General features: G+C 71.9%; 19 protein-coding genes. 9 read left to right on the forward strand and 10 right to left on the reverse strand.

Annotated elements, in window-relative coordinates:
- Positions 1 to 27 precede the first annotated feature (27 nt).
- Entirely contained in the window at positions 28 to 495 is a 468-nt protein-coding gene (locus ACF1GV_RS23235) for a hypothetical protein (protein ID WP_391683943.1), read from the forward strand.
- 32 nt (positions 496 to 527) lie between these two features.
- Complete coding sequence (locus tag ACF1GV_RS23240; protein WP_391683947.1) at positions 528 to 3,734, forward strand: tetratricopeptide repeat protein; 3,207 nt, start codon at positions 528 to 530, stop codon at positions 3,732 to 3,734.
- Positions 3,735 to 3,911: 177 nt separating this feature from the next.
- On the opposite strand, the gene ACF1GV_RS23245 is transcribed toward ACF1GV_RS23240, so the two are convergent.
- Together ACF1GV_RS23245 and mca are read right to left on the reverse strand one after the other, a co-directional pair.
- The gene (locus ACF1GV_RS23245) at positions 3,912 to 4,169 is read right to left on the reverse strand and encodes a hypothetical protein (RefSeq protein WP_391683949.1); all 258 of its coding nucleotides are present in this window, start codon (positions 4,167 to 4,169) and stop codon (positions 3,912 to 3,914) included.
- Positions 4,162 to 5,022: a mycothiol conjugate amidase Mca gene (mca, locus tag ACF1GV_RS23250; protein WP_391684060.1), complete on the reverse strand. Its 861-nt coding sequence runs from the start codon at positions 5,020 to 5,022 to the stop codon at positions 4,162 to 4,164. Before mca ends, ACF1GV_RS23245 begins: the two co-directional genes overlap by 8 nt.
- Positions 5,023 to 5,263: 241 nt before the next feature.
- On the opposite strand from mca, the gene ACF1GV_RS23255 reads away from it, so the two are divergent.
- Positions 5,264 to 5,662 carry a DUF4307 domain-containing protein gene (locus ACF1GV_RS23255; protein WP_391683952.1) on the forward strand — a complete coding sequence of 133 codons (399 nt, stop codon included), beginning with the start codon at positions 5,264 to 5,266 and terminating at the stop codon, positions 5,660 to 5,662.
- A gap of 231 nt (positions 5,663 to 5,893) precedes the next feature.
- Positions 5,894 to 6,391, forward strand: coding sequence for a transcription elongation factor GreA (greA, locus tag ACF1GV_RS23260; protein WP_363267491.1), 498 nt, complete (start codon positions 5,894 to 5,896; stop codon positions 6,389 to 6,391).
- 86 nt (positions 6,392 to 6,477) lie between these two features.
- Here greA and ACF1GV_RS23265 read toward each other — a convergent pair whose 3' ends face one another.
- From ACF1GV_RS23265 to ilvA, 3 genes are all read right to left on the reverse strand, one after another.
- Positions 6,478 to 7,335, reverse strand: a complete 858-nt coding sequence (locus ACF1GV_RS23265) for an ABC transporter permease (protein WP_391683954.1) — start codon at positions 7,333 to 7,335, stop codon at positions 6,478 to 6,480.
- Positions 7,332 to 8,309, reverse strand: a complete 978-nt coding sequence (locus ACF1GV_RS23270) for an ATP-binding cassette domain-containing protein (protein ID WP_391683957.1) — start codon at positions 8,307 to 8,309, stop codon at positions 7,332 to 7,334. Before ACF1GV_RS23270 ends, ACF1GV_RS23265 begins: the two co-directional genes overlap by 4 nt.
- A gap of 230 nt (positions 8,310 to 8,539) precedes the next feature.
- A complete protein-coding gene (ilvA, locus tag ACF1GV_RS23275; protein WP_391683959.1) occupies positions 8,540 to 9,769 on the reverse strand; it encodes a threonine ammonia-lyase in 1,230 nt (409 codons plus the stop codon).
- Between the two features lie 163 nt (positions 9,770 to 9,932).
- Between ilvA and ACF1GV_RS23280 the strand changes: the two genes are divergently transcribed.
- The 3 genes from ACF1GV_RS23280 (at position 9,933) to ACF1GV_RS23290 (ending at position 11,435) form a co-directional block, all read left to right on the forward strand.
- Complete coding sequence (locus ACF1GV_RS23280) at positions 9,933 to 10,439, forward strand: MarR family winged helix-turn-helix transcriptional regulator (RefSeq protein WP_391683961.1); 507 nt, start codon at positions 9,933 to 9,935, stop codon at positions 10,437 to 10,439.
- A gap of 227 nt (positions 10,440 to 10,666) precedes the next feature.
- Positions 10,667 to 11,173: a sigma factor-like helix-turn-helix DNA-binding protein gene (locus tag ACF1GV_RS23285; RefSeq protein ID WP_391683963.1), complete on the forward strand. Its 507-nt coding sequence runs from the start codon at positions 10,667 to 10,669 to the stop codon at positions 11,171 to 11,173.
- Positions 11,174 to 11,186: 13 nt separating this feature from the next.
- Positions 11,187 to 11,435, forward strand: coding sequence for a hypothetical protein (locus ACF1GV_RS23290; RefSeq protein ID WP_363267501.1), 249 nt, complete (start codon positions 11,187 to 11,189; stop codon positions 11,433 to 11,435).
- A 54-nt stretch (positions 11,436 to 11,489) separates the two neighbouring features.
- Here the strand turns inward: ACF1GV_RS23290 and ACF1GV_RS23295 are convergent, their stop codons facing one another.
- Positions 11,490 to 12,644, reverse strand: a complete 1,155-nt coding sequence (locus ACF1GV_RS23295) for a cystathionine gamma-synthase (protein ID WP_363267502.1) — start codon at positions 12,642 to 12,644, stop codon at positions 11,490 to 11,492.
- A gap of 131 nt (positions 12,645 to 12,775) precedes the next feature.
- On the opposite strand from ACF1GV_RS23295, the gene ACF1GV_RS23300 reads away from it, so the two are divergent.
- Positions 12,776 to 13,894, forward strand: a complete 1,119-nt coding sequence (locus ACF1GV_RS23300) for a hypothetical protein (RefSeq protein WP_391683966.1) — start codon at positions 12,776 to 12,778, stop codon at positions 13,892 to 13,894.
- A 118-nt stretch (positions 13,895 to 14,012) separates the two neighbouring features.
- Here the strand turns inward: ACF1GV_RS23300 and msrA are convergent, their stop codons facing one another.
- Together msrA and ACF1GV_RS23310 are read right to left on the reverse strand one after the other, a co-directional pair.
- Positions 14,013 to 14,525 (reverse strand): peptide-methionine (S)-S-oxide reductase MsrA, encoded by a 513-nt coding sequence (msrA, locus tag ACF1GV_RS23305; protein WP_391683969.1) that lies wholly within the window; start codon positions 14,523 to 14,525, stop codon positions 14,013 to 14,015.
- Between the two features lie 114 nt (positions 14,526 to 14,639).
- The gene (locus ACF1GV_RS23310; RefSeq protein ID WP_391683971.1) at positions 14,640 to 15,686 is read right to left on the reverse strand and encodes an NAD(P)-dependent alcohol dehydrogenase; all 1,047 of its coding nucleotides are present in this window, start codon (positions 15,684 to 15,686) and stop codon (positions 14,640 to 14,642) included.
- Between the two features lie 175 nt (positions 15,687 to 15,861).
- Here ACF1GV_RS23310 and ACF1GV_RS23315 point away from each other — a divergent pair, with 175 nt between their 5' ends.
- Positions 15,862 to 16,803, forward strand: a complete 942-nt coding sequence (locus ACF1GV_RS23315) for a helix-turn-helix domain-containing protein (RefSeq protein WP_391683974.1) — start codon at positions 15,862 to 15,864, stop codon at positions 16,801 to 16,803.
- 18 nt (positions 16,804 to 16,821) lie between these two features.
- On the opposite strand, the gene ACF1GV_RS23320 is transcribed toward ACF1GV_RS23315, so the two are convergent.
- The gene (locus tag ACF1GV_RS23320; RefSeq protein ID WP_391683976.1) at positions 16,822 to 17,334 is read right to left on the reverse strand and encodes a hypothetical protein; all 513 of its coding nucleotides are present in this window, start codon (positions 17,332 to 17,334) and stop codon (positions 16,822 to 16,824) included.
- Positions 17,335 to 17,462: 128 nt separating this feature from the next.
- Positions 17,463 to 20,786: a S8 family serine peptidase gene (locus ACF1GV_RS23325; protein WP_391683979.1), complete on the reverse strand. Its 3,324-nt coding sequence runs from the start codon at positions 20,784 to 20,786 to the stop codon at positions 17,463 to 17,465.
- Between the last annotated feature and the right edge of the window lie 88 nt (positions 20,787 to 20,874).

The raw sequence follows: 20,874 nt of genomic DNA on the forward strand, positions 1-20,874 counted from the left end.
GGTGTAAGGCATGCGGTGGCGCGCGGCGTGGCATCCGAGACAGATGCGCGGGCCGGTGCCGGCACCGCGGTGCAGGCGGACGAAGGGGTGGGAGACGTGCGGAAGAAGTGGACGCTGATCGCGCTCGGCACAGCCGCGGTGGTGCTCGTGCCGTGGATGGTGGTGCTCGCCCTGACCCTGCCCGCCCGCGCCGAGGTCCGGAACTGGTCGCTGGCCTGGATCGGCCTCGACGTGCTGATGGCGGCCGGCTGCGCCGCCACCGCGCTGCTCGGCCTGCGCGGCGACGCACGCATGCGGCTGACCGCCTCGGCGACCGCGTCCGTGGCCGTGCTGGACGCCTGGTTCGACATAACGACCGCACAACCCGGCAGCGCCCTCGCCCAGGCCCTGGCCTGCGCGGTGGCCGAGGCGGGACTGGCCTACGCCTGCACGGTTCTGGCGGTGACGGACCGTCACCCCTCTCGCATCGGAGCGCGTCCCGAAGGACACTCATAGACAAGGGAGTTGCCGTCGGAGGGGGACGAGGCATGCGAGACGCGCACCGTGCGGAGGCCGAGCGGTTGCTGGCCCGGGCCGTGGAGGAGGAGGTACGGCGGTCCGGTGGGCGCACGGATGGCCAGGTGCTGCTCGGGCGGGCGCGCGCCGCGCTGGACGCCATGGCGCAGACGGCGGGCGAGGAGTACGCGGCCTACACCCGCGCCCTCGATGAAGCGGATGCCGGGCGGCTCGGCTTCAGACAGCGCTACGCCCAGCAGGGCGGCACAACCCCCCTGCTGGTGGCGGTCGTTGCCGCCGTCGCCGCCGGGGTCGCCGACCTGGCCCTGGGCACCGACACCGGCACCGCCCTCGGCGCCGGAGTGACCGCCGGTGTCGCCGGCGCCGCGGCGACCGTGGTCAAGGCGGCCGGCGCGCACCTGCCCGCCGCGCACCACCGCGCCGGCGCCGTGGGCCAGCCCGGCGGCCCCGAGCAGCTGCGGCTGCAGTGGCTGACGGCGCTGGAGGTGCGCGGCATCCGCCCGTTCCTGGACCAGCAACGGGTACTGGCCGCCTCCACCGGCCCGGTCGGCAAGCCCGCGGGACCGCAACTGCGCGGCGCGGACAAGAGCGCGGCAGCCCGCGGGCGTACGGCGCTGGAGCAGTCCTTCGCCCACCTCCCGGACGCGGACGGCCCGTTCGCCGGGCGCCGGGCGGAGCTGGCGCGGATCCGGCAGTGGGTGCAGGCGGCCCGCGCCGGCACCCGGACCAAGCCGACCGTCGTCGTCCTGCACGGCGTGCCCGGCAGCGGCCGCACCACCCTCGCCGTACGCGCCGCCCACGATGTGCGCGACCAGTTCCGCGGGGCATGTGTGGTCGATCTGCGCGGGGACGGCGCTGGCGAGCAGCCGCTGCCCACCCGGGACGCGCTGCTGCACCTGCTCAACCGGCTCGGCGCGCCCCGCGAGCAACTGCTCTTCCGTGAACGCTCCTCCCCCGACCAGCAGATCAAGCGGCTCGGCGAGCTCTACCACCGGCATCTGACCGGAGTGCCGGTCACCGTGATCCTCAACGACGCCGGCGACCCCGAGCAGGTGCGCGCCCTCGTCCCCGAGCACTCCGACAGCCTCGTCCTGGTCACCGCCCGGGAACCGCTCCAGCTGCCCGCCGACCTCGACGCCCGGGTGCACCACCTGCCCGTCGAGGCGCTCGACGCGGCCGGCGCGGAGGAGCTGCTCGGCGCCACGGCCGAGGACAGCTCCGAGCCGTACGACGCCGAGTCCACCGACCGGATCCGGGAGCTGTGCGGCGCGCTGCCGCTGGCGCTGCGCATCGCCGGTTCGGCCCTCGGCCCGCGCTCACCGCGGCAGCTGGCCGGCGACCTCGGCGCGTACGGCCCGGTCGACCCCGTCGAGCGGGCGCTGTGGCTGCGCTACACCGACCAGGACGAGCAGCCGCGGCGGCTGCTGCGGCGGCTGGCGCTGGCCGGCCGGGCCTCCCTCGGCGCCGCCGCGGCCGCCGCCCTGCTGGCCACCGACCGCACGGAGGCCACCCGCCATCTGACCACGCTGGCCCGGGCGGGCCTGATCGACCATGTGCGCGGCAACCGCTACCGGCTGCACGACCTGGTGCGCTCCTTCGCGCAGGCCCGCCTGGTGGACGAGGAGGACCCCGCCGAGCGCGCGGCCGCGCAGGAGCGGCTGATCCTCAGCTACGCCGACCTCGCCGACTCGGTGCTGCGGCTGGTCGACGGCAACGTCTCCACCCGCTCCGACCGGTTCAGCCCGCACGGCTTCACCTCGCTGGACGAGGCGCTGCGCTGGCTGGACGACGAGTCCAGCTTCATCACCGCCACGCTCCGGCACGCCGAGGGCGTCGACCAGCGCGCGGTGCTGAACCTGCTGGGCGCCCTGTGCGACTACTGCCTGCTGCGCGGCGACCTGTACCGGCTCGGCGAGATCAGCGAACTGGCGCAGAGCGTCGACCAGGGCCTGCTGATCCGCTCCGTGCAGTGGCGCACCGGCATCGCGGCCCGCCAGCTCGGCGAACTGGACAAGGCGCGCACCACGCTGACGTCCGTGGTCGACCTGTATCTGGAGGCGCACCACGACGCGGGTGCCGCGCGCGCCCTGTGCTCCCTCGGCATCACCCTGCACCACCAGGGCAACCTCACCGAGGCCGCCGCCAAGCTGCGCGAGGCGCTGGACCTGCAGGCGGCGCCGGAACTGGCCACGGACCGGGCCTGGACGATGCACGCGCTCGCCGCCGTCGAACGCGACCGGGGCCGGCTCGCCGAGGCGCTGCCCCTGCTGGAGGACTCCCTGCTGCTGCACCGGGAGGGCAGCTCGGTGCACGGCGAGGCGTGGGCGCACTTCCAGCTCGGCCAGCTCGGGCTGCGCATGGGCGACGTACCGCGCGCGGAGGGCGACCTGCGCCGGGCGCTGGAGCTGTACGGCCGGACCCGCGACGCGCGCGGCGAGGCGTGGGCGATGACCCAGCTGGCCCGCGCCCGGCTCGTCGACGGCGACGCCGCCGAGGCGGTGGACGCGCTGCGCCGGGCGGCGTCACGGCACCGGGACAACGAGGACGCGCGCGGCGAGGCATGGACGCTGTACTACCTGGGTCAGGCGCTGGAGGAGACCGGCGACCTGGACCGCGCGGTGCGCGAGCTGGAGCGGGCCCGGACCATGTTCTCCCGGATGCGGGACGTGTACGGCCTGGCCTGCGCCCGGCACCACTCGGCGCGGGCCACGCGCGACCAGCGGGCGGCGCAGACCGGCAGCCTGCGCAACTCCGGGTTCGCCCGGCAGCTGCTGGTGGACGCCCGCGCCGACTTCCAGCGCATCGGCGTCGCCCACGGGGAGGCGTGGACGTGCCTGGAGCTGGCGGTGGTGGACGCGGGCAACGCGCGCACCCCGCAGGCGCTGGCGCTGTGCGACGAGGCCGCCGCCCTGTTCGCCTCCTACGGCGACCGGCGCGGCGGGGACTGGGCGCGCTTCCTGCGCTGCACCCTGCTGCCGTACGCGGCCCCCGGCGGTGTGGAGGTCGGCACGGCGGTCGCGCAGGAGGAGCTGTCCCAGCTGGCCCGCGCCGCCCATCCCACCCGGGACGGGAAACTGGACGACTACCTGGAGGCGTACCAGCTGCTGCTGGAGCGCGGCATCACCCTGGAAGCAGGCTGGCAGGCGTGGCGCCTGGGCATGACTCCGGACCGCCACGCCCGTGAGGTGATGGGGGTGGGGGTCCCTACAGAGAACTGACCGAGCCCGCCGGTGCCGGGTACGGCCCCTCCCGCCGGGCGGTACCGGGCACGGCAGGCCGGCGGCGTCGACGCGGCCGGCGGTCCGCCCGTGCCGGGGTGTTGCCTGTGCCGGTCGCGGCGGATCTGCCTCCGCCGGCTCCGGCGACTCGGCCGTACCGCCCCCGGCAGGGGCGGCTCAGCCCTGCTGCGGCTTGACTTTCCCGGAGGGCGTGCCCTTGTTCCCGGAGGGATCGGTCTCCGGCGCCTCCTGGAAGTCGACCTTGCGCATGTGCTTGCTCATGGACTTCATCAGGACCCACACCGCCAGCGCCATCGCCGCGAAGACGATGAAGCCGAGGATGCCGGGGGTGACCTTGTCCTTGTCGAAGCTGTCGGCGGCGAAGGGCAGAAGGTGCGTCACGGCCAGGCTCATGCTTGCGCTCATGTCAGGCATTGTCTCGGATGCCCGCAAAGAGGTCGTCCTCGGGGAGGGAGGTATCGACGAGCGACTTCGCCAGCTCGTACTCCTCCGTCGGCCAGACCTCCTTCTGCAGCTCCAGGGGCACCCGGAACCACCCACCGTCCGGATCGATCTGCGTACGGTGCGCGATCAGCGCCTTGTCGCGGATCTCGAAGAAGTCCGCGCACGGAACGTGCGTGGTCAGCGTGCGCTCCGGCCGGTCCGAGTCGTCCCACCGCTTGAGCCACTCGCCGTAGGGGGACTCCAGCCCCCGGTCGAGCAGCGCCTTGTGCAGCGCCTCGGTCCGCTGCCGGTTGAAGCCCTGGTTGTAGTACAGCTTCAGCGGCTGGTACGCCGGGCCGTACACGTCCTCCGGGTACTTCTCCGTGTCCGCCGCACCCTCGAACGCCACCATCGAGATCTTGTGGGTCATGATGTGGTCGGGGTGCGGGTAGCCGCCGTTCTCGTCGTAGGTGGTGATCACCTGCGGACGGAAGGAGCGGATCTGCTTCACCAGCTCCCCGGCCGCGTGGTCGACGTCCTCCAGGGCGAAGCAGCCCTCCGGCAGCGGCGGCAGCGGGTCGCCCTCCGGCAGTCCGGAGTCGACGAAGCCGAGCCACTCCTGCTTGACCCCGAGGATCTCGCGGGCCTCGTCCATCTCCTTGCGGCGGACCTCGTGGATGTTCTCCTCGATGTACTTGTCGCCCTGGAGCTTGGGGTTGAGGATGGAGCCGCGTTCCCCGCCCGTGCAGGTCACCACCAGCACGTCCACCCCCTCCGACACGTACTTGGCCATGGTGGCCGCGCCCTTGCTCGACTCGTCGTCGGGATGGGCGTGCACGGCCATCAGTCGCAGCTGGTCAGTCAAGACTCATTCCTCGGGTCGGTCGGCGCCCCGGTGTCGGGCGCAAGTTGGCTGGGGTCGTCCCGCGGGGACGTCCTTGAGGGGCGGTGCTCGGGTGCCGGGCGGGCGGCTTCTATAGTGACCGAATCGGGCGGCGAATAATTCCGGCTCTCCCCACGGGCGTCCGTTTTTGGACCTTCGTCCGCCCCGCCCGTCCCGCCGAGGGCCTGCCGAGAGGACGATCATGAGTACGGCGAGCACACAGCTGCCGCAGGAGCGCTACGGCCGCTCCTCGGACGTGCGCAGCGACCGCACCCTGAAGATCGTCGGGACGGTTCTGGGCGCCGTGCTGCTCGCGGTCGTCGGCTGGTTCGGCTACCACTATGTCGCCGGCAGCGGCATCAGCGCCCAGGTGATCACCTTCGACGCCTCCGACAACGCGGTCAAGGTGCATCTGGAGGTCCACAAGGACGCCGGCACTGACGGCTACTGCACCCTGCGCTCGCAGGCGGCGGACGGCACCGAGGTCGGCCGCGCCGACTTCCGCTTCACCGGGCCGGACACCCGAATCGACAAGGTCGTCACACTGCGCACGACCGCACGCGGGTCGACGGCCGAGCTGCTCGGCTGTCACCGAAGCTGACCCTCCCGGCACGGGAGGCACACCTGACGCCCCCGTCACCCTTGACGCGCTCACACGTCCCGCCGTCACCCGGAATACGTAGCGCCTGACCTGCGTTGACGTAAATTAGATGGCTTATGTCCTCCCCCTGCGGCCGCTGAATTGTTAGGCTCGTGGTTTCGCCCATCCATGAGGGAACATTCTTCTGGGTAGGGCGATGCTTTGTATTCCCAGTACCTACGAGGAGCACCTGTGACCCAGACCAGCGAGAACGTCACCTGGCTGACCCAGGAGGCGTACAACAAGCTCAAGGCTGAGCTTGAGTACCTTACTGGTCCCGCGCGTGCGGAGATCTCGGCGAAGATCGCGGCCGCGCGCGAGGAGGGCGACCTGCGTGAGAACGGCGGGTACCACGCGGCCAAGGAGGAGCAGGGCAAGCAGGAGCTCCGCGTGCGGCAGCTGACCCAGCTCCTCGAGAACGCCAAGGTCGGCGAGGCGCCGGCCTCCAACGGCGCGGTCGCGCCGGGCATGGTCGTGACGATCGCCTTCGACGGTGACGAGGACGACACGCTGACCTTCCTGCTCGCCTCCCGCGAGTACGCCAGCTCCGACATCGAGACCTACTCGCCGCAGTCCCCGCTCGGCACGGGCGTCCTCGGCCACAAGGTCGGCGACGACGCGGAGTACGAGCTGCCCAACGGCAAGAAGGCCTCGGTCCGCATCCTGAAGGCCGAGCCGTACAACGGCTGACCGGCCCCACCGGCTGTACCGAGAGCCCCCGGCGTCCACGCGACACCGGGGGCTCCGCCGTACCGGGGCTTGTTCGCCGTACGGGGTCAGGCCGTGGCCGAGCGGTACTTGCGCACCGCGAGTGTGCGGAAGATGACGATGATCAGGACCGAGTAGATCAGCGACGCCCACACCGGGTGCTGCATGGGCCAGGCGCCGGACTGCGACTGTCCGGGGTTGGCGAACAGCACACGGCAGGCTTGCACGGTGGCGCTGAACGGGTTCCACTCCGCTATGTGCCGCAGCCATGGCGTCATGTGACTGGTGTCCACGAACGCGTTCGAGATGAACGTGACCGGGAAGAGCCAGATCAGCCCGCCGGAGGTGGCCGCCTCGGGGGTGCGCACGGACAGCCCGATCAGCGCGCCGATCCAGGTGAAGGCGTAACCGAGCAGGAGCAGCAGCAGGAACGCGGCGAGGACCTTGGCCGCGTTGGTGTCGCCGTCCGACCCGACGCGCCAGCCGACAAGCAGCGCGACCACCGCGAGCACGACCAGCGTCAGGGCCGTCTGCACCAGGTCGGCGAGCGTACGTCCGGTGAGCACCGCGCCGCGCGCCATGGGCAGGGAACGGAAGCGGTCGATGAGCCCCTTGTGCATGTCGTCGGCGATACCGGCGCCGGAGCTGGCGGTGGCGAAGGTGACGGTCTGCGCGAAGATGCCGGCCATCAGGAAGTTCTTGTAGTCGGTGGCGCTGGTGCTGCCGCCGATCTGCATGGAACCGCCGAAGACGTAGGTGAACAGCACCACGAACATGATCGGCTGGATCAGTCCGTAGACCAGCATCTCGGGGATCCGGGACATCCGGATCAGGTTCCGCTTGGCGAGGACCAGCGAGTCGCGGACGGACTGGCTGACCGGGTTGCCCGACGGAGCCACCCGGGCGGTGTCGGTGAGGGCACTCACTTCACGGCCTCCTTCTCCGTCTTGTCTTCCTCGTTCTCGGCGGCGTGACCGGTCAGGGACAGGAAGACGTCGTCGAGCGTGGGCCGGCGCAGGCCGATGTCGTCGATCTCGATGCCGCGGGCGTCGAGCTCACGGATCACCTCGGCGAGCAGCTTGGCGCCGCCGGCGACGGGCACGGTCAGCTTGCGGGTGTGCTCCTCGACCGCGGTGTCGCCCTTGCCGAAGCCGCGCAGCACCTCGGCGGCGACGGGTATGTGCTCCCGCTCGTGCACCACGACCTCCACGCGCTCGCCGCCGGTGCGCGCCTTGAGCTGGTCGGAGGTGCCGCGGGCGATGACCCGGCCGTGGTCGACGACCGCGATGTCGTGGGCGAGGTGGTCGGCCTCCTCCAGGTACTGCGTGGTCAGCAACAGGGTCGTACCGCCGGAGACGAGCTGTTTGATGACCTCCCACAGCATCTGACGGTTGCGCGGATCGAGGCCGGTGGTCGGCTCGTCCATGAACATCACCGGCGGGGAGACGACGAGTGCGGCGGCCAGGTCGAGGCGGCGGCGCATGCCGCCCGAGTACGTCTTGGTGGGGCGGTCGGCGGCGTCCGTCAGGTCGAACTGCTCCAGCAGCTCCACGGCCCGGGCCTTCGCCGCCCTGGCCTTCATCTGGTACAGCTGGCCGACCATCTGGAGGTTCTCGCGGCCGGTCAGATACTCGTCGACCGCGGCGAACTGGCCGGACAGGCCGATGGAGCGCCGCACGTCGTTGGGGTGCTTGAGCACGTCGACGCCTGCGACGACGGCCCGGCCGCGGTCGGGGCGCAGCAGGGTGGTCAGGCAGCGGACCGCGGTGGTCTTGCCCGCGCCGTTCGGCCCGAGCAGGCCGAGGACGGTGCCCTCCGGGACGTCGAGGTCGACGCCGTCCAGAGCCTTTACGTCACCGAAGGTCTTGACCAGCCCTTCGGCGTAGATGGCGCCTGGCATATGGGTCTCCACGTCATTGGGGATTCTTGGGAAAGCCTAGATTCGGGTGGTTTGTTCCGCCTGGTACCACCTGACACCGTCGGGCAGCTCCGGGGTGGATGAGGCCGGCGGCCGCCTGTCGCGTGAGCCACACCATAACGCGATGTATCGCGTCTCTCAATGGATTTCCCCGAACGAGTGACACCGTGGGTTTCTACCTGCGCTTTTCCGGGACGAGGCCCGGAACGCCCTCAGCCGATGACCGTGTAGCCCGCCCCGCTCAGGGCCTGGCCGACCTCGGCGCAGTGCACCGGGCCCTTGGTCTCCAGGTGCAGCTCGACCTCCGCCTCCGTGAGCCCGAGCCGGGGATCGGTGCGTACATGGCTCACGTCGAGGACGTTGGCGTCGACCGCCGACAACACCCCGAGCAGCGCCGCGAGCGCACCGGGCCGGTCCGTCAGACGTACCCGAACGGCCAGGTAGCGGCCCTGCGCGGACAGGCCGTGGCGCAGGATGCGCTGCATCAGCAGCGGGTCGACGTTGCCGCCGGACAGCACCGCCACCACCGGGCCCTCGAAGGCGTGCGGCTCGCTCAGCAGCGCCGCGACCGGGCTGGCGCCGGCCGGCTCGACCACCAGCTTGGCTCGTTCCAGGCACAGCAGCAGCGCGGTGGACAGTTCGTCCTCGCTGACCGTGCGGACCTCGTCGACCAGTTCCTCGACGATCCCGAACGGCACGTCACCGGGCCGCCCGACCCGGATGCCGTCGGCCATCGTCGCCGGGTGCTCGACCGCGACCGGCCGCCCCGCCGCCAGTGACGGCACATACGCGGCGGCGCCGTCCGCCTGCACCCCGACGACCCGCACGTCCGGCCGCAGCGACTTCACCGCGACCGCGATCCCGGCCGCAAGCCCGCCGCCACCGATCCCGACGACGATGGTGCGGACCTCCGGGCACTGCTCCAGGATCTCCAGGCCGACCGTGCCCTGACCGGCGATGATGTCGGGGTGGTCGAAGGGGTGGATGAACACCGCGCCGGTCCGGTCCGCGTACTCCTGAGCGGCGGCCAGCGTCTCGTCGACCACGTGGCCGTGCAGGCGCACCTCGGCGCCGTAGTCCTCGGTGGCGCTGATCTTGGGCAGCGGGGCGCCCTTCGGCATGAACACCGTCGAGCGCACCCCGAGCAGCGACGACGCGAGCGCCACGCCCTGCGCGTGGTTGCCCGCGCTCGCGGCGACCACCCCGGCGGCCCGCTCCTCCGGCAGCAGCCCGGCGATCCGTACATAGGCGCCGCGCAGCTTGAAGGATCCGGTCCGCTGCAGGTTCTCGCACTTGAGGTGCACCGGCGCGCCCACCAGCTGCGACAGGTGGCGGCTGCCCTCCATCGCGGTCACGCGCGCGACCCCGGTGAGCATCTTCCGGGCCCCGCGGACATCGTCGAGGGTGACCGGCGGCAGGGTGGTGGTCGTGCGGTGGTTCATCTCTCAAGTCTTGCAGTTCACGCGTGCGTGCCGCGGCTGTGACCAACCTCCGAGACCCGGATCGCGCAGCGTCGGTACGCCTCGGGGCCGGGCCGCGTACCCTGTCCCCCAACCCAGCAGCCCTCCATGAAGCGAGCCCCCGGCCATGCCCACAACACCAGAAATGTCGATGGACATGACGACCGTCGGTGACCCCGGTCTCCTCGACACCCTCCAGCACGAGGTGGCGGTGTTCGCCCGCCGCGCCGAACAGACCCGGCTCGGCGGGGTCGGGCAGGTGCGCAACTCCATGGACCGCGCGGCGTATCTGCTGCTCAACCGGCTCGACAAGGAAGGCCCGATGGGCGTCAAGGCGCTCGCGGCGAGCATGGGGATCGACTCCTCCACGGTCACCCGCCAGGTCGCGCCGCTCGTCGACACCGGCCTCGTCAAGCGGACCTCGCACCCGGAGGACGGCCGGGCGGTCGTCCTCCAGCTCTCCCCGCGCGGGCAGGCCCGGCTCGAGGAGGTGCGCTCCTCCCGGCGTCAGCTGATGGCCGAGCTGACCCACGACTGGGCCCCGGAGGAGCGGGAGACGTTCTGCGCGCTCCTGACGCGCTTCAACGGTGCCCTCTCCGCCCGCACGGCGGCCCAGGGCATGCCCCAGACCGAGACCGCGCCGGCCTCCTGACGGCCGGGCGGCCACGCCGGCGTCCCGCCGGCCGGGCCGCACGAGGTCTGGCACGCGCACGTCCACGCGCGTGCGCGCTCCGCGTCACCACGCGCGCGTGCACCGCGACGAACACGTGCGCGGCTCTTGACCGAAAGGGCGCGCCTGGCCTCATATGAGACCGGGTCCCCGCGCCGGTACGGCCCCGGGGCCCGGCTTCTTTTCGGACGCCCTCAGGGGGAGGCGCGGTGCGGGAACGGCATGCGTCGCAGGGTGCCCGGCGGGCCCAGGAGTTCGAGGCGTTCGTGGCGGGGGCGGCCGGGCGGCTGCTGCACGCCGCCACCCTGCTGACCGCCGAACCACCGGACGACAATCCGCGCGCCCGGCGCCTGCTCACCCTGGCGCTCGCGCACACGTACGCCTGCTGGGACCGGCTCCGCGGCGAGGACCCCTACGACCGTGCCCGCCAGTATCTGGCCACCCGCTTCGCCCACGGCGCCTGGCACCACTACGGCGGCCTCCTCGACCGCACCCCGGTCCGCACCGGGGCCGCGCTGGGCCGCCTCTCCCCGCAGGAGCGGCTGGTCCTGGTGCTGCGGCTGTTCGAGGGCGTCGGTGAGGAGCAGATCGCGGCGCTGCTCGGTTTCCCCGTGGACCGGGTGCGTGCCCTGTCCCACCGCGCCATGACGGCCCTGCTGCACCCGCCGCGGAGCCCGGCCCCGGCTCCCGTCGCGGCGAAGGTGGCGCCGTCATGACCGGGAGGCGGACGTGAACAGGCCGGAGCGGGAGGCGGAGGTCCGGCGGATCATGGAGCAGACGTCGGTGCGGGTGCCGCCGGAGCTGTACGGGGAGGCGGTGCGCCGCGGGACGCGCATGCTGCACCGCCGTACGACGGCTCGCCGGCTGATGTGGCTGCTGCTGGCCCTGGCCGCCGTGGCGTTCACCGTCTGGGCGCTGACGGTACAGCCGTGGGCGGAGCCGCCGTCCGACACCACCCCGCCCCTGACCGACTGGTGAACGGCCCGGCCGATCCGCTCGACCGGCCGGGCACGCCCACGGCTTCCCGGCGGTCTAGCCGAGCGCCTGCTGCAGGTCCTCCAGCAGATCGTCGGCGTTCTCGATGCCGACGGACAGGCGCACCAGGTCGCCCGGCACCTCGAGCGCGGAGCCGGCCGCGGAGGCGTGGGTCATCCGGCCGGGGTGCTCGATGAGCGACTCGACGCCGCCGAGGGACTCGCCGAGCGTGAACACCTTCGCGCGGTTGCACACCTCGACGGCCGCCTCCTCGCCGCCCTCGACACGGAAGGAGATCATGCCGCCGAACGCCTTCATCTGCTTGGCGGCGACCTCGTGCCCGGGGTGGTCCTCCAGGCCCGGGTAGAGCACCTTCGTCACGCGCGCGTGTCGGGTGAGCATCTCGGCGACCTTCGACGCGTTGGAGCTGTGCCGGTCCATGCGCACCGCGAGCGTCTTGGTGCCGCGCAGCACCAGCCAGGAGTCGAACGGCCCGGCGACCGCGCCCATGGCGTTCTGGTGGTAGGCGAGTTCCTCGCCGAGCCCCTGGTCGCTCACGATCAGCGCGCCGCCGACCACGTCCGAGTGCCCGCCCATGTACTTGGTGAGCGAGTGGACGACGACGTCCGCGCCGAGCGACAGCGGCTGCTGCAGGTAGGGCGTGGCGAAGGTGTTGTCGACGACGAGTTTCGCGCCGGCGTCCCGGGCGACCTGGGCGACGGCGGCGATGTCGGTGATGCCGAGCAGCGGGTTGGACGGCGTCTCGACCCAGACGACCTTGGTCTTCGGGGTGATCGCGGCGCGCACCGCGGCCGGGTCGCTGGTGTCGGCGACCGACCACTCGATGCCCCAGCGGGAGACGACCTTGGCGAAGAGGCGGAACGTGCCGCCGTAGGCGTCGTTGGGGATGACGACGTGGTCGCCGGGGCTGAGCAGCGTACGCAGCAGGCAGTCCTCGGCCGCCAGTCCGGACGCGAACGCGAGGCCGCGGCGGCCGCCCTCCAGGGCGGCGAGGTTCTCCTCGAGGGCGGTGCGGGTGGGGTTGGCGCTGCGGCTGTACTCGTAACCGCCGCGCAGGCCTCCGACGCCGTCCTGCTTGTAGGTCGAGACCTGGTAGATCGGCGGGACGACCGCGCCGGTGAGGGGATCCGCGGTGTTGCCCGCGTGGATCGCGAGGGTCTCGAAGTGCTGACTGATGTGCCTGTCGCTCATGGGCACCGAGCGTAGTGCGCGCGGTGGCCGAATGACGCCCCGGCGGCGGCCGCGGTGCCCGCCCGGGGAGTTTTCCACAGGCCCGTCGTACGGGTTGGCCAATTGTCGGCGTGGTCTGGTTCGCTGGAGCCATGGAGATTCTCTGGGCCCTGATGGCCGCGGCCATGCTGTCCGTCGTGCTGCTGCCGGTGCTGAGGCGTCGGCGGAGCATGATCGAGCAGGTCCCGCCCGGCCACCCGGACGCGGCGGACCCCGCGGACTACGGCTTCGTGCGTGAGGAGGAGCTGGACATCCGCATGCCCGGCGCCGACCAGGACCTGCTGGACGTGCTGGACGTGGTGCAGCACACGCAGGAGTACAAGGCGGCGGCGCAGCTGCTGGCGGGCACGGAGACGCAGGGTGAGCTGCGCTGGCAGCGGGTGCAGGCGTTCGCGGGCGCTGCCGCGCTGGAGCTGCAGCGGCGGCCGGGCGGGGTCGGGGAGGTCCCGGGCGGCCAGTGGCTGCGGGTGTGGCGGGCCGAGCAGCCCAAGGACGGGGGCGGCGCTGCGGTGCACGCGGAGTTCCTGGTGCAGCAGGCGTGGCGGACGTCGACGCCGGGCACCGACGACTTCCGGATCATCATGGAGGAGGCGAAGGTGGCGTGCGGGGAGGCGGCGCTGCTGGCGCCGGGCGACCCGATCCCGTACATCGTCGAGCTGTCCGTGGCGCGCGGACTGGCGTATCCGCGCGAGGAGTTCGAGCAGCTGTGGCTGAAGATCCTGGACCGCGCGCCGAACCACATGGGCGCGCACCTGGCCGCCCTGCACTACTGGTGCGAGAAGTGGCACGGCTCGCGTGAGCTGGCCTACCAGTTCGCGGAGGCGGCGGCCGCGCGGGCGCCGCAGGGCTCCCTGCTGGCGGCGATGCCGCTGTTCGCGGTGTTCGAGCACCTGCCGGAGGTGAACCTGGTCCGCAGCTTCTACCAGAGCGAGGTCGTCACCAGGGCGATCCACGGCGCGCTGCACGCGGTGCACGCGGCCCGTCACAACGATCCGATGCTGGCGCACGTGCGTCATCTGCTGGTGTTCTTCCTGGTACGGGCCGAGCGCTGGGCGGAGGCCATGAACCAGCTGGTGCACGTCGACGGCCATGTCGGTGCGCTGCCGTGGACGCTGTCATCCGACCCGGCCGCCGAGTTCGCGGTATACCGGGCGCTCGCGGTGGCCGGCTACGAGGCCAACGGCGGCAGCCCGGCGACGCTGCCGCACTGAGCGGACGGCCACGGGGCCGCCGCGCAGACCCGGGGCAGGGCACGCCGCCTGCCGCACCGGGCGCGGGGGCCAAACCTCACCCGAACGTCAGCCCCCGTCTCCTCCCTGCCCCTCGCGGTCAGCCCTGCGCGCGGGTGGGCAGCCGCCATCCCGGGCGCGGGAAGTGGCAGGTGTAACCGTCCGGGTAACGCTGCAGGTAGTCCTGGTGCTCCGGCTCGGCCTCCCAGAACGGGCCGACCGGCTCCACCTCGGTGACGACCTTGCCGGGCCACAGGCCGGAGGCGTCCACATCCGCGATCGTGTCCTCGGCGATCCGCTTCTGCTCGTCGTCCACGTAGTAGATCGCCGAGCGGTAGCTGAGGCCGATGTCATTGCCCTGGCGGTTCTTCGTGCTCGGGTCGTGGATCTGGAAGAAGAACTCCAGGAGGGCGCGGTAGTCGGTCTTCTCCGGGTCGTAGAGGATCTCGATGGCCTCCGCGTGCGTGCCATGGTTGCGGTACGTCGCGTTCGGCACGTCACCCCCGGTGTATCCGACCCGGGTCGCCGTCACGCCCGGCAGCCGCCGGATCAGTTCCTGCATGCCCCAGAAACATCCGCCCGCCAGCACGGCCCTCTGCGTCTGCTCAGCCATTGCGACCCTCCAAAACTCGTCGTGTTGCCCATCCGCTCAACGCATGAGGGCTCCACGCGATTCCATGCCGGGGCCCCGGCGCGCACAGCACCCCGGGCCCCCGGACGGAAGACGTCAGATCGTCGCCGTGTCGATCACGAACCGGTACCGCACATCGCTGTTCAGCACCCGCTCGTACGCCTCGTTGATCTGGTCGGCGCGGATCGGCTCGATCTCGGCGCCGAAGCCGTGCTCGGCGCAGAAGTCCAGCATCTCCTGGGTCTCCGCGATACCGCCGATCATGGAACCGGCGAGCGTCTTGCGGCCGCCGATCACCGAGAAGAGGTTGAGCGAGATCGGCTCCTCCGGCGCGCCGACGTTCACCAGGGCGCCGTCGATCTTGAGCAGGGACAGATAGGCGTTGAAGTCCAGCGGCGCCGACACCGTCGACACGATCAGGTCGAAGGTGCCCGCCAGCTCCTCGAACGTCTTCGGGTCGCTGGTCGCGTAGTAGTGGTCGGCGCCCAGCCGCAGCCCGTCGTCCTTCTTGCGCAGGGACTGCGACAGCACGGTCACCTCGGCGCCCAGCGCATGCGCGATCTTCACGCCCATGTGACCGAGGCCGCCCATGCCCAGGATCGCGACCTTCTTGCCGGGGCCGGCGCCCCAGTGCTTGAGCGGGGAGTACAGGGTGATGCCCGCGCACAGCAGCGGCGCGGCGACGTCGAGGGACAGCCCGTCGGGGATACGGACGACGTAGTTCTCGTCGACGACGATCTTCTGGGCGTAGCCGCCGTAGGTGGGCTCGCCGTCCTTGCCGATCGCGTTGTACGTGCCGATCATGCCGCCGCCGGTGCAGTACTGCTCCTGGCCGGCCTTGCAGTTCTCGCACTCGCGGCAGGAGTCGACCATGCAGCCGACGCCCACGCGGTCGCCGACCTTGTACTTCGTCACACCGGAGCCGACCTCCGCGACGACGCCGGCGATCTCGTGGCCGGGGACCATCGGGAAGATGGCCTCGCCCCAGCCCTCGCGGGCCTGGTGGATGTCGGAGTGGCAGATACCGGCGTACTTGATGTCGATCAGGACGTCGTGCTCACCGACCGCGCGGCGCTCGATGGTGGTGCGCTCCAGCGGCGCCTTGGGGGCGGGTGCGGCGTACGCGGCAACAGGGGTGGTCATGCCGGGGTTCTCCTTGCCAAGAAACGTCCGCGCCCGGCCTGCCTTCCGGCCGGGCACGCAGACCAGCCTGCCCGGTCCGCAAGCATCCACCCAGGTCACGGCTTTGCGTACGCACGCTGTGCCTACCACTGGCGGGGTCAGGCTCGTATGCGTACGACCCGGAATACTTGGGGGCATGGACGTACACCCCGAACCGGCGCCCGAGGCCTTCGGTGAGCCGGAGAGCGGCGCCGGCGCCCCGCTCGACCGCCGCGCCGAGCTGAGCGAGTTCCTGCGCACTCGCCGGGCCCGGCTGAAGCCGTCCGACGTGGGCCTGGCGGACTACGGCCGGCACCGCAGGGTGCCGGGGCTGCGGCGCGAGGAGCTGGCGCAGCTGGCCGGGGTGTCGGTGGCGTACTACACGCGTCTGGAGCAGGGCAACGGGCGGAACGTGTCGGCGGAGGTGCTGGACTCCATCGCCCGTGCGCTGCGGCTCTCGGACGCCGAGCACGCGCACCTCACGCACCTGGCCAAGCCCAAGCGGCACAAGAAGAAGCCGGCGGCGCGCCCGCAGCAGGTGCGCTCGGCGCTGCGGCAGCTGCTGGAGGTGATGGACGGCGTCCCGGCGTACGTCGTGGGGCGGCGCGCGGAGATCCTGGCCTGGAACCCCATGGCCGCGGCCCTGTTCGGGGACTGGGCGGAACTGCCGGCGGCGGAGCGGAACTGGGCGCGGCTGACGTTCCTGCGTCCGGAGTACCGGGAACTGTTCGTGGACTGGGAGCAGAAGGCGATCGACATCGTGTGCGCCCTGCGCATGGACGCCGGCTGTTACCCGGACGATCCGCGGCTGTCGGCGCTGGTGGGCGAGTTGTCCGTGAAGAGCGAGGACTTCCGCCGGCTGTGGGCGACGCACGACGTGAAGGACAAGACCCACGGCGTCAAGCATCTGCACCACCCGCTGGTGGGCGATCTGGCCCTGCAGTTCGAGTCGTTCCGGCTGACCGACGGCAGCGAGCAGTCCCTGATCACGTACCACGCCGAGCCGGGCTCCCCGTCGGCGGAATCACTGCGGCTGCTGGCCAGCTGGGGCACGGACGCGACCCGCGCGGGCACGGAGTCGACGACGCAGCACGGCTGACGCCGGCCAACCCTCCCGTCAGTCGGCCACGCCCAGGTCCTCCCGCATGACCCGCCGCATCGCCCTCAGCCGGGGCTCGGCCTCCTTCAGGTCGAGCAGGGCCTGTTCGGCGCTCTCCCCGTCCCGCGCCAGGCCCCTGTCCAGTCTCTTGACGACCGCGTCGGTCCCGGCGAGGACCGTGTTCACGGCCCGTGACGCCTCCAGGATCCGCTCGGGCACCAGCATCTGCGCCTCGGCGTACCGGTCGCGGTAGTCCCGGCGGGCCTCCTCCAGACGCTCGCGCTCCTGGTCGTCGTAGACACCGTCGCGGAGGCGGTGCAGGGCGTCCTTGAGGAGGGTGTGGAACTGCCGTGAGGCCCGGTTCATCGCCGTGTACGCCGTCCTGCGCTCCTCGAAGCGCCGGCGCTGCTCCTCGGCGGCGCTCTCCGCGGCGCGCTGCCGGGCGGTGATCCGCTGGGTGAGCACGGGCGCGAAGAGGGTCCCGAGGACTCCGACGACTGCGGTGATCATGGCGGTCACGGCGGCGGTCATACGGGGACCCTAACGGCCGCGGTCCGGCTCCGGGCAGATCACCGCCCGCCGGAGGAACTCCCTCCGGCGGGCGGCGTGTTCGGCAACCGGCGTTCAGCGCACCCGGATCACTTGCCTAGGTACGCGTTTCACTTGCCGTAGTACGCGTTGAGGACCGTGATCGTCGCCGTGTCGCCCTTCTTGTCGCTGACGGCGGCGCGGAAGGAGACGGACTTGCCCGCCGCCGGGTTCCTCAGGGTGACCTTGCCCTTCTTCACCTGGACCTTCTTCCAGGTCTTGCCGCCGTCGTAGGACGCCCACACGGTCAGGGACTTCAGGTTGCGGCCGGCGGCCGCGCCCTCCACCACGACCGGGAAGGTGGCCGTGCGTCCCGCGGCGACCTTGCCGTCCAGCGTCGTCGCCGCGTTGAAGCGGACCGTGGAGACGGGCAGCCTGGCCTGCTGGTCCGGCGCCGGCTTCGCGGAGCGGAAGGTCCAGCTCGCGTCGATCCGCGTGGACACGCCCGCGACCTTGGCGCTGCGGCTCACCGACGTGGACAGCCGGTACGCCGCGTCGCCCGCCGGGACCGTGAACTCGCCGTCACCGGTGAGCGGGTCCTGGCTGGAGCCGACCTTCTTGCCGTTGCGGTACAGCGTGGTCGTCGCCTTGGTGACGGCCGACGACCCGGCGTGCGCGCTGCCGTCGGCGAACAGCGGCAGCATGCCGTAGAGGGTGTCGCCCTCGCGGAAGACGCCGTAATCGGCGTCGACGTGCGGGGCGAAGACCGCGGTGTTGAAGGTCCTCGCGTACGCCTTGCCCGCGGCGAGGGTCTGCGGGTTGCCGAGGCTGTAGGCGGCGTCCACGACCGGGAGGCCGTCGGCGTCCTTGCCCGCGTACTGCTCGAAGTCGAACGTCCACTGGATCTTGTCGGCCGTCGACAGGTACAGCGTCCGGGTGCCCGGCAGCTTCTGCGGCACCGGCGCCCCGACGGCGACGCCGTCGGCCAGGAAGCCGAGCGCGGTCAGACCGCCGGTCTTGCCGGGGGCGGATGCACCGAGTCCGGCCCGTACGGTGGTGAGTTCGCGGGCCGTGAAGTGGCGGACCTTGCCGCCCTGGACGCGCTTGACCTTCGCGCTGGTGGCCACGTCGTACTCGGCCGTGGCGCCCTTGGCCCACTGGCCGCTCCAGGTCTGCGTGAGACCGGTGACGTCCGGGCCGAGCGCGGCCATCCGCACGCCGGCGAAGGATGTCTGGCTGAACCCGGCGAGGACACCGGCGGCGTCGTAGGCGTAGTCGATCGTCGCGGACAGCGGCTTGGCCGTACGGTCGGGGACGGTGATGTCCGCCTGCTTGGCGGCGCGGGCGTCGAGCGTGACCGTCAGGTTCTTCGTGACGTCCAGCTTGGGCTGGACCAGCCAGTCGATGCCGCCCTTGAACTCGCTGAAGTCCTTGGCGATCCAGGCGTCCAGCAGGTAGGTGCCCTTGGGCACGCGCAGCGTGGTGGTGCCGGAGGCGACGACCGGGGACTGGTAGTGCCGGCCCTGGGCCAGGCCGGTGTAGCCGAACAGGTCGGTGAGGTAGCCGGCGGTCGGCTTGCCGTCCCGGCCGATGTGCCTGACCGTGACGTCGTACGACTCGATCTCGCGCTGTACGGCCGCTGCGGTCCGCACGTTCTGACCGCCGCCGCTCGCGGTCACGTACGCCGAGTAGGCACCGTCGAGGGTGCCGCCCAGCTTGGTGTCGACGGTGAGAGGCACCGACACCTTGCCGCCGGCGGGGACGGTGACGCTGCCCGCGCCGAGCCGGAAGAAGCCGGCCGGTGCCGCCTTGCCCTTGGGGTCGGTGGCGGACGCGGTCAGCTTCAGCGTGACGTCGCTCTTGCCGAGGTTGCGGTACGTCAGCTGCTTGGTGACCGGCTTGTCGTCGGTGTGCGGCCAGGACTGGGTGCCGAAGCTCACCGACACCGGGTCGGCGACGACGGCCTGCTTGATGGCCCGGTCCACGGCGATACGGCCGCTGCCCTGCTGGAACGGCGTGTACGCGCCACCCTTGGCGGAACCGGTCAGCGCGCCCTTGAGCTCGGCGTACCCCCAGTCGGGGTGCTCCTGCTTCAGCAGCGCGGCGGCGCCCGCGACGTGCGGGGTCGCCATCGACGTACCCGAGATGGTCAGGTAGCCGGCCGGGTTCTCGCCGACCTCCCGGTCGATGACGCTGCCCTTGGCCGCGGCGGCGGTGATGTCGACGCCCGGCGCGGTCACGTCCGGCTTGATGGCGCCGTCGCCGACGCGCGGACCGGTGGAGGAGAAGTCGGCGAGCTTGTCCTTGCCGTCGACGGCGCCGACGGTGAGCGCGGCGTCCGCGCTGCCCGGCGAACCGACGGACTCCGGGCCCTCGTTGCCCGCGGCGATCGCGAACAGGATGCCCTTGTCGGCGGACAGCTTGTCGACCTCGGCCTCGAGCGGGTCGATGTCGGGCGTGTCGTAGCCGCCGAGGCTGAGGTTGACGACGTCGGCGCCCTGCTGGGCTGCCCACTCCATGCCGGCGAGGATGCCGGAGTCGTCACCAGAGCCGTTGTCGTCGAGGACCTTGCCGTTGAGGATGCGCGCGCCGGGTGCGACGCCCTTGAACGTGCCCTTGGACTTGGCGCCGGTGCCGGCGGCGATGGACGCGACATGCGTGCCGTGGCCGAAGTGGTCGGTGGCGTCCTTGGCGGCGGAGAAGTTCTTCGCCGCGACGACCTGGCTCTTGAGATCGGGGTGGGAGGCGTCGACGCCCGTGTCCAGGACGGCGATCTTCACACCCTTGCCGGTGTATCCGGCGGCCCACGCCGCCGGTGCGCCGATTTGCGGCACCGACGTGTCGAGGCTGGCCGTGCGGACGCCGTCGAGCCAGACGTGCGCGATACCGGAGGCGGTGCGGTCGCCGTTGGTGACCGCGTCCCACAGTGCGGGCGCACCGGTCTGCGGGGTCTGCACGGCGTCGGCGTCGAGGGACGTCAGGGTGCGGCGCAGGGTGCCGGCCTGGCGTACCTCCGCGCGGGCGGTGGCGGCGGCGCCCCGGTAGCCGACGATGACCTTCAGCCCGTTCTTCTGGGCTTTCAGGGTGGCCGACCTGGTCAGCTCGGTGATGTCGAACAGCCGTTGGTCGACCACGCCGGTGGCGACCATGCGGGCGGCGTCGGCGGGCAGCACGACGGTGTGCCCGTGGACGGTGCGGATCTGGACGGGTACGTTCTCGCGGCCCTCGGCCCGCTCCAGGCCGACGACGCGGCCCTTGGCGTCGACGGCGACGCGGTCACCGGTGATGAGGGTGATGCGGTGCTTGGCCTTGAGGGACGGCTGGACCTGGGCAGCGCCGGTCGCGCGCTGCTCGGGCCGGGCGGCCGCCGCCGGGCTGGTCATACCCGCGGCGAGCGCCACAGCGGCCGCGGCGGCGACACCGGCCGCGCCCGCTCTTTTCACTTGTGTGCGCAAAACTCCCCCTTGCTGGAACCGGGCGATTTCCCCTGTCACCCGGCCGGGGGCAGTCTCGTGCGTCTGCACGTCAACCCCCCGGGGGACG

Origin of the sequence: Streptomyces sp. NPDC014006, assembly GCF_043088925.1 — a bacterium.
Classification (GTDB): domain Bacteria; phylum Actinomycetota; class Actinomycetes; order Streptomycetales; family Streptomycetaceae; genus Streptomyces.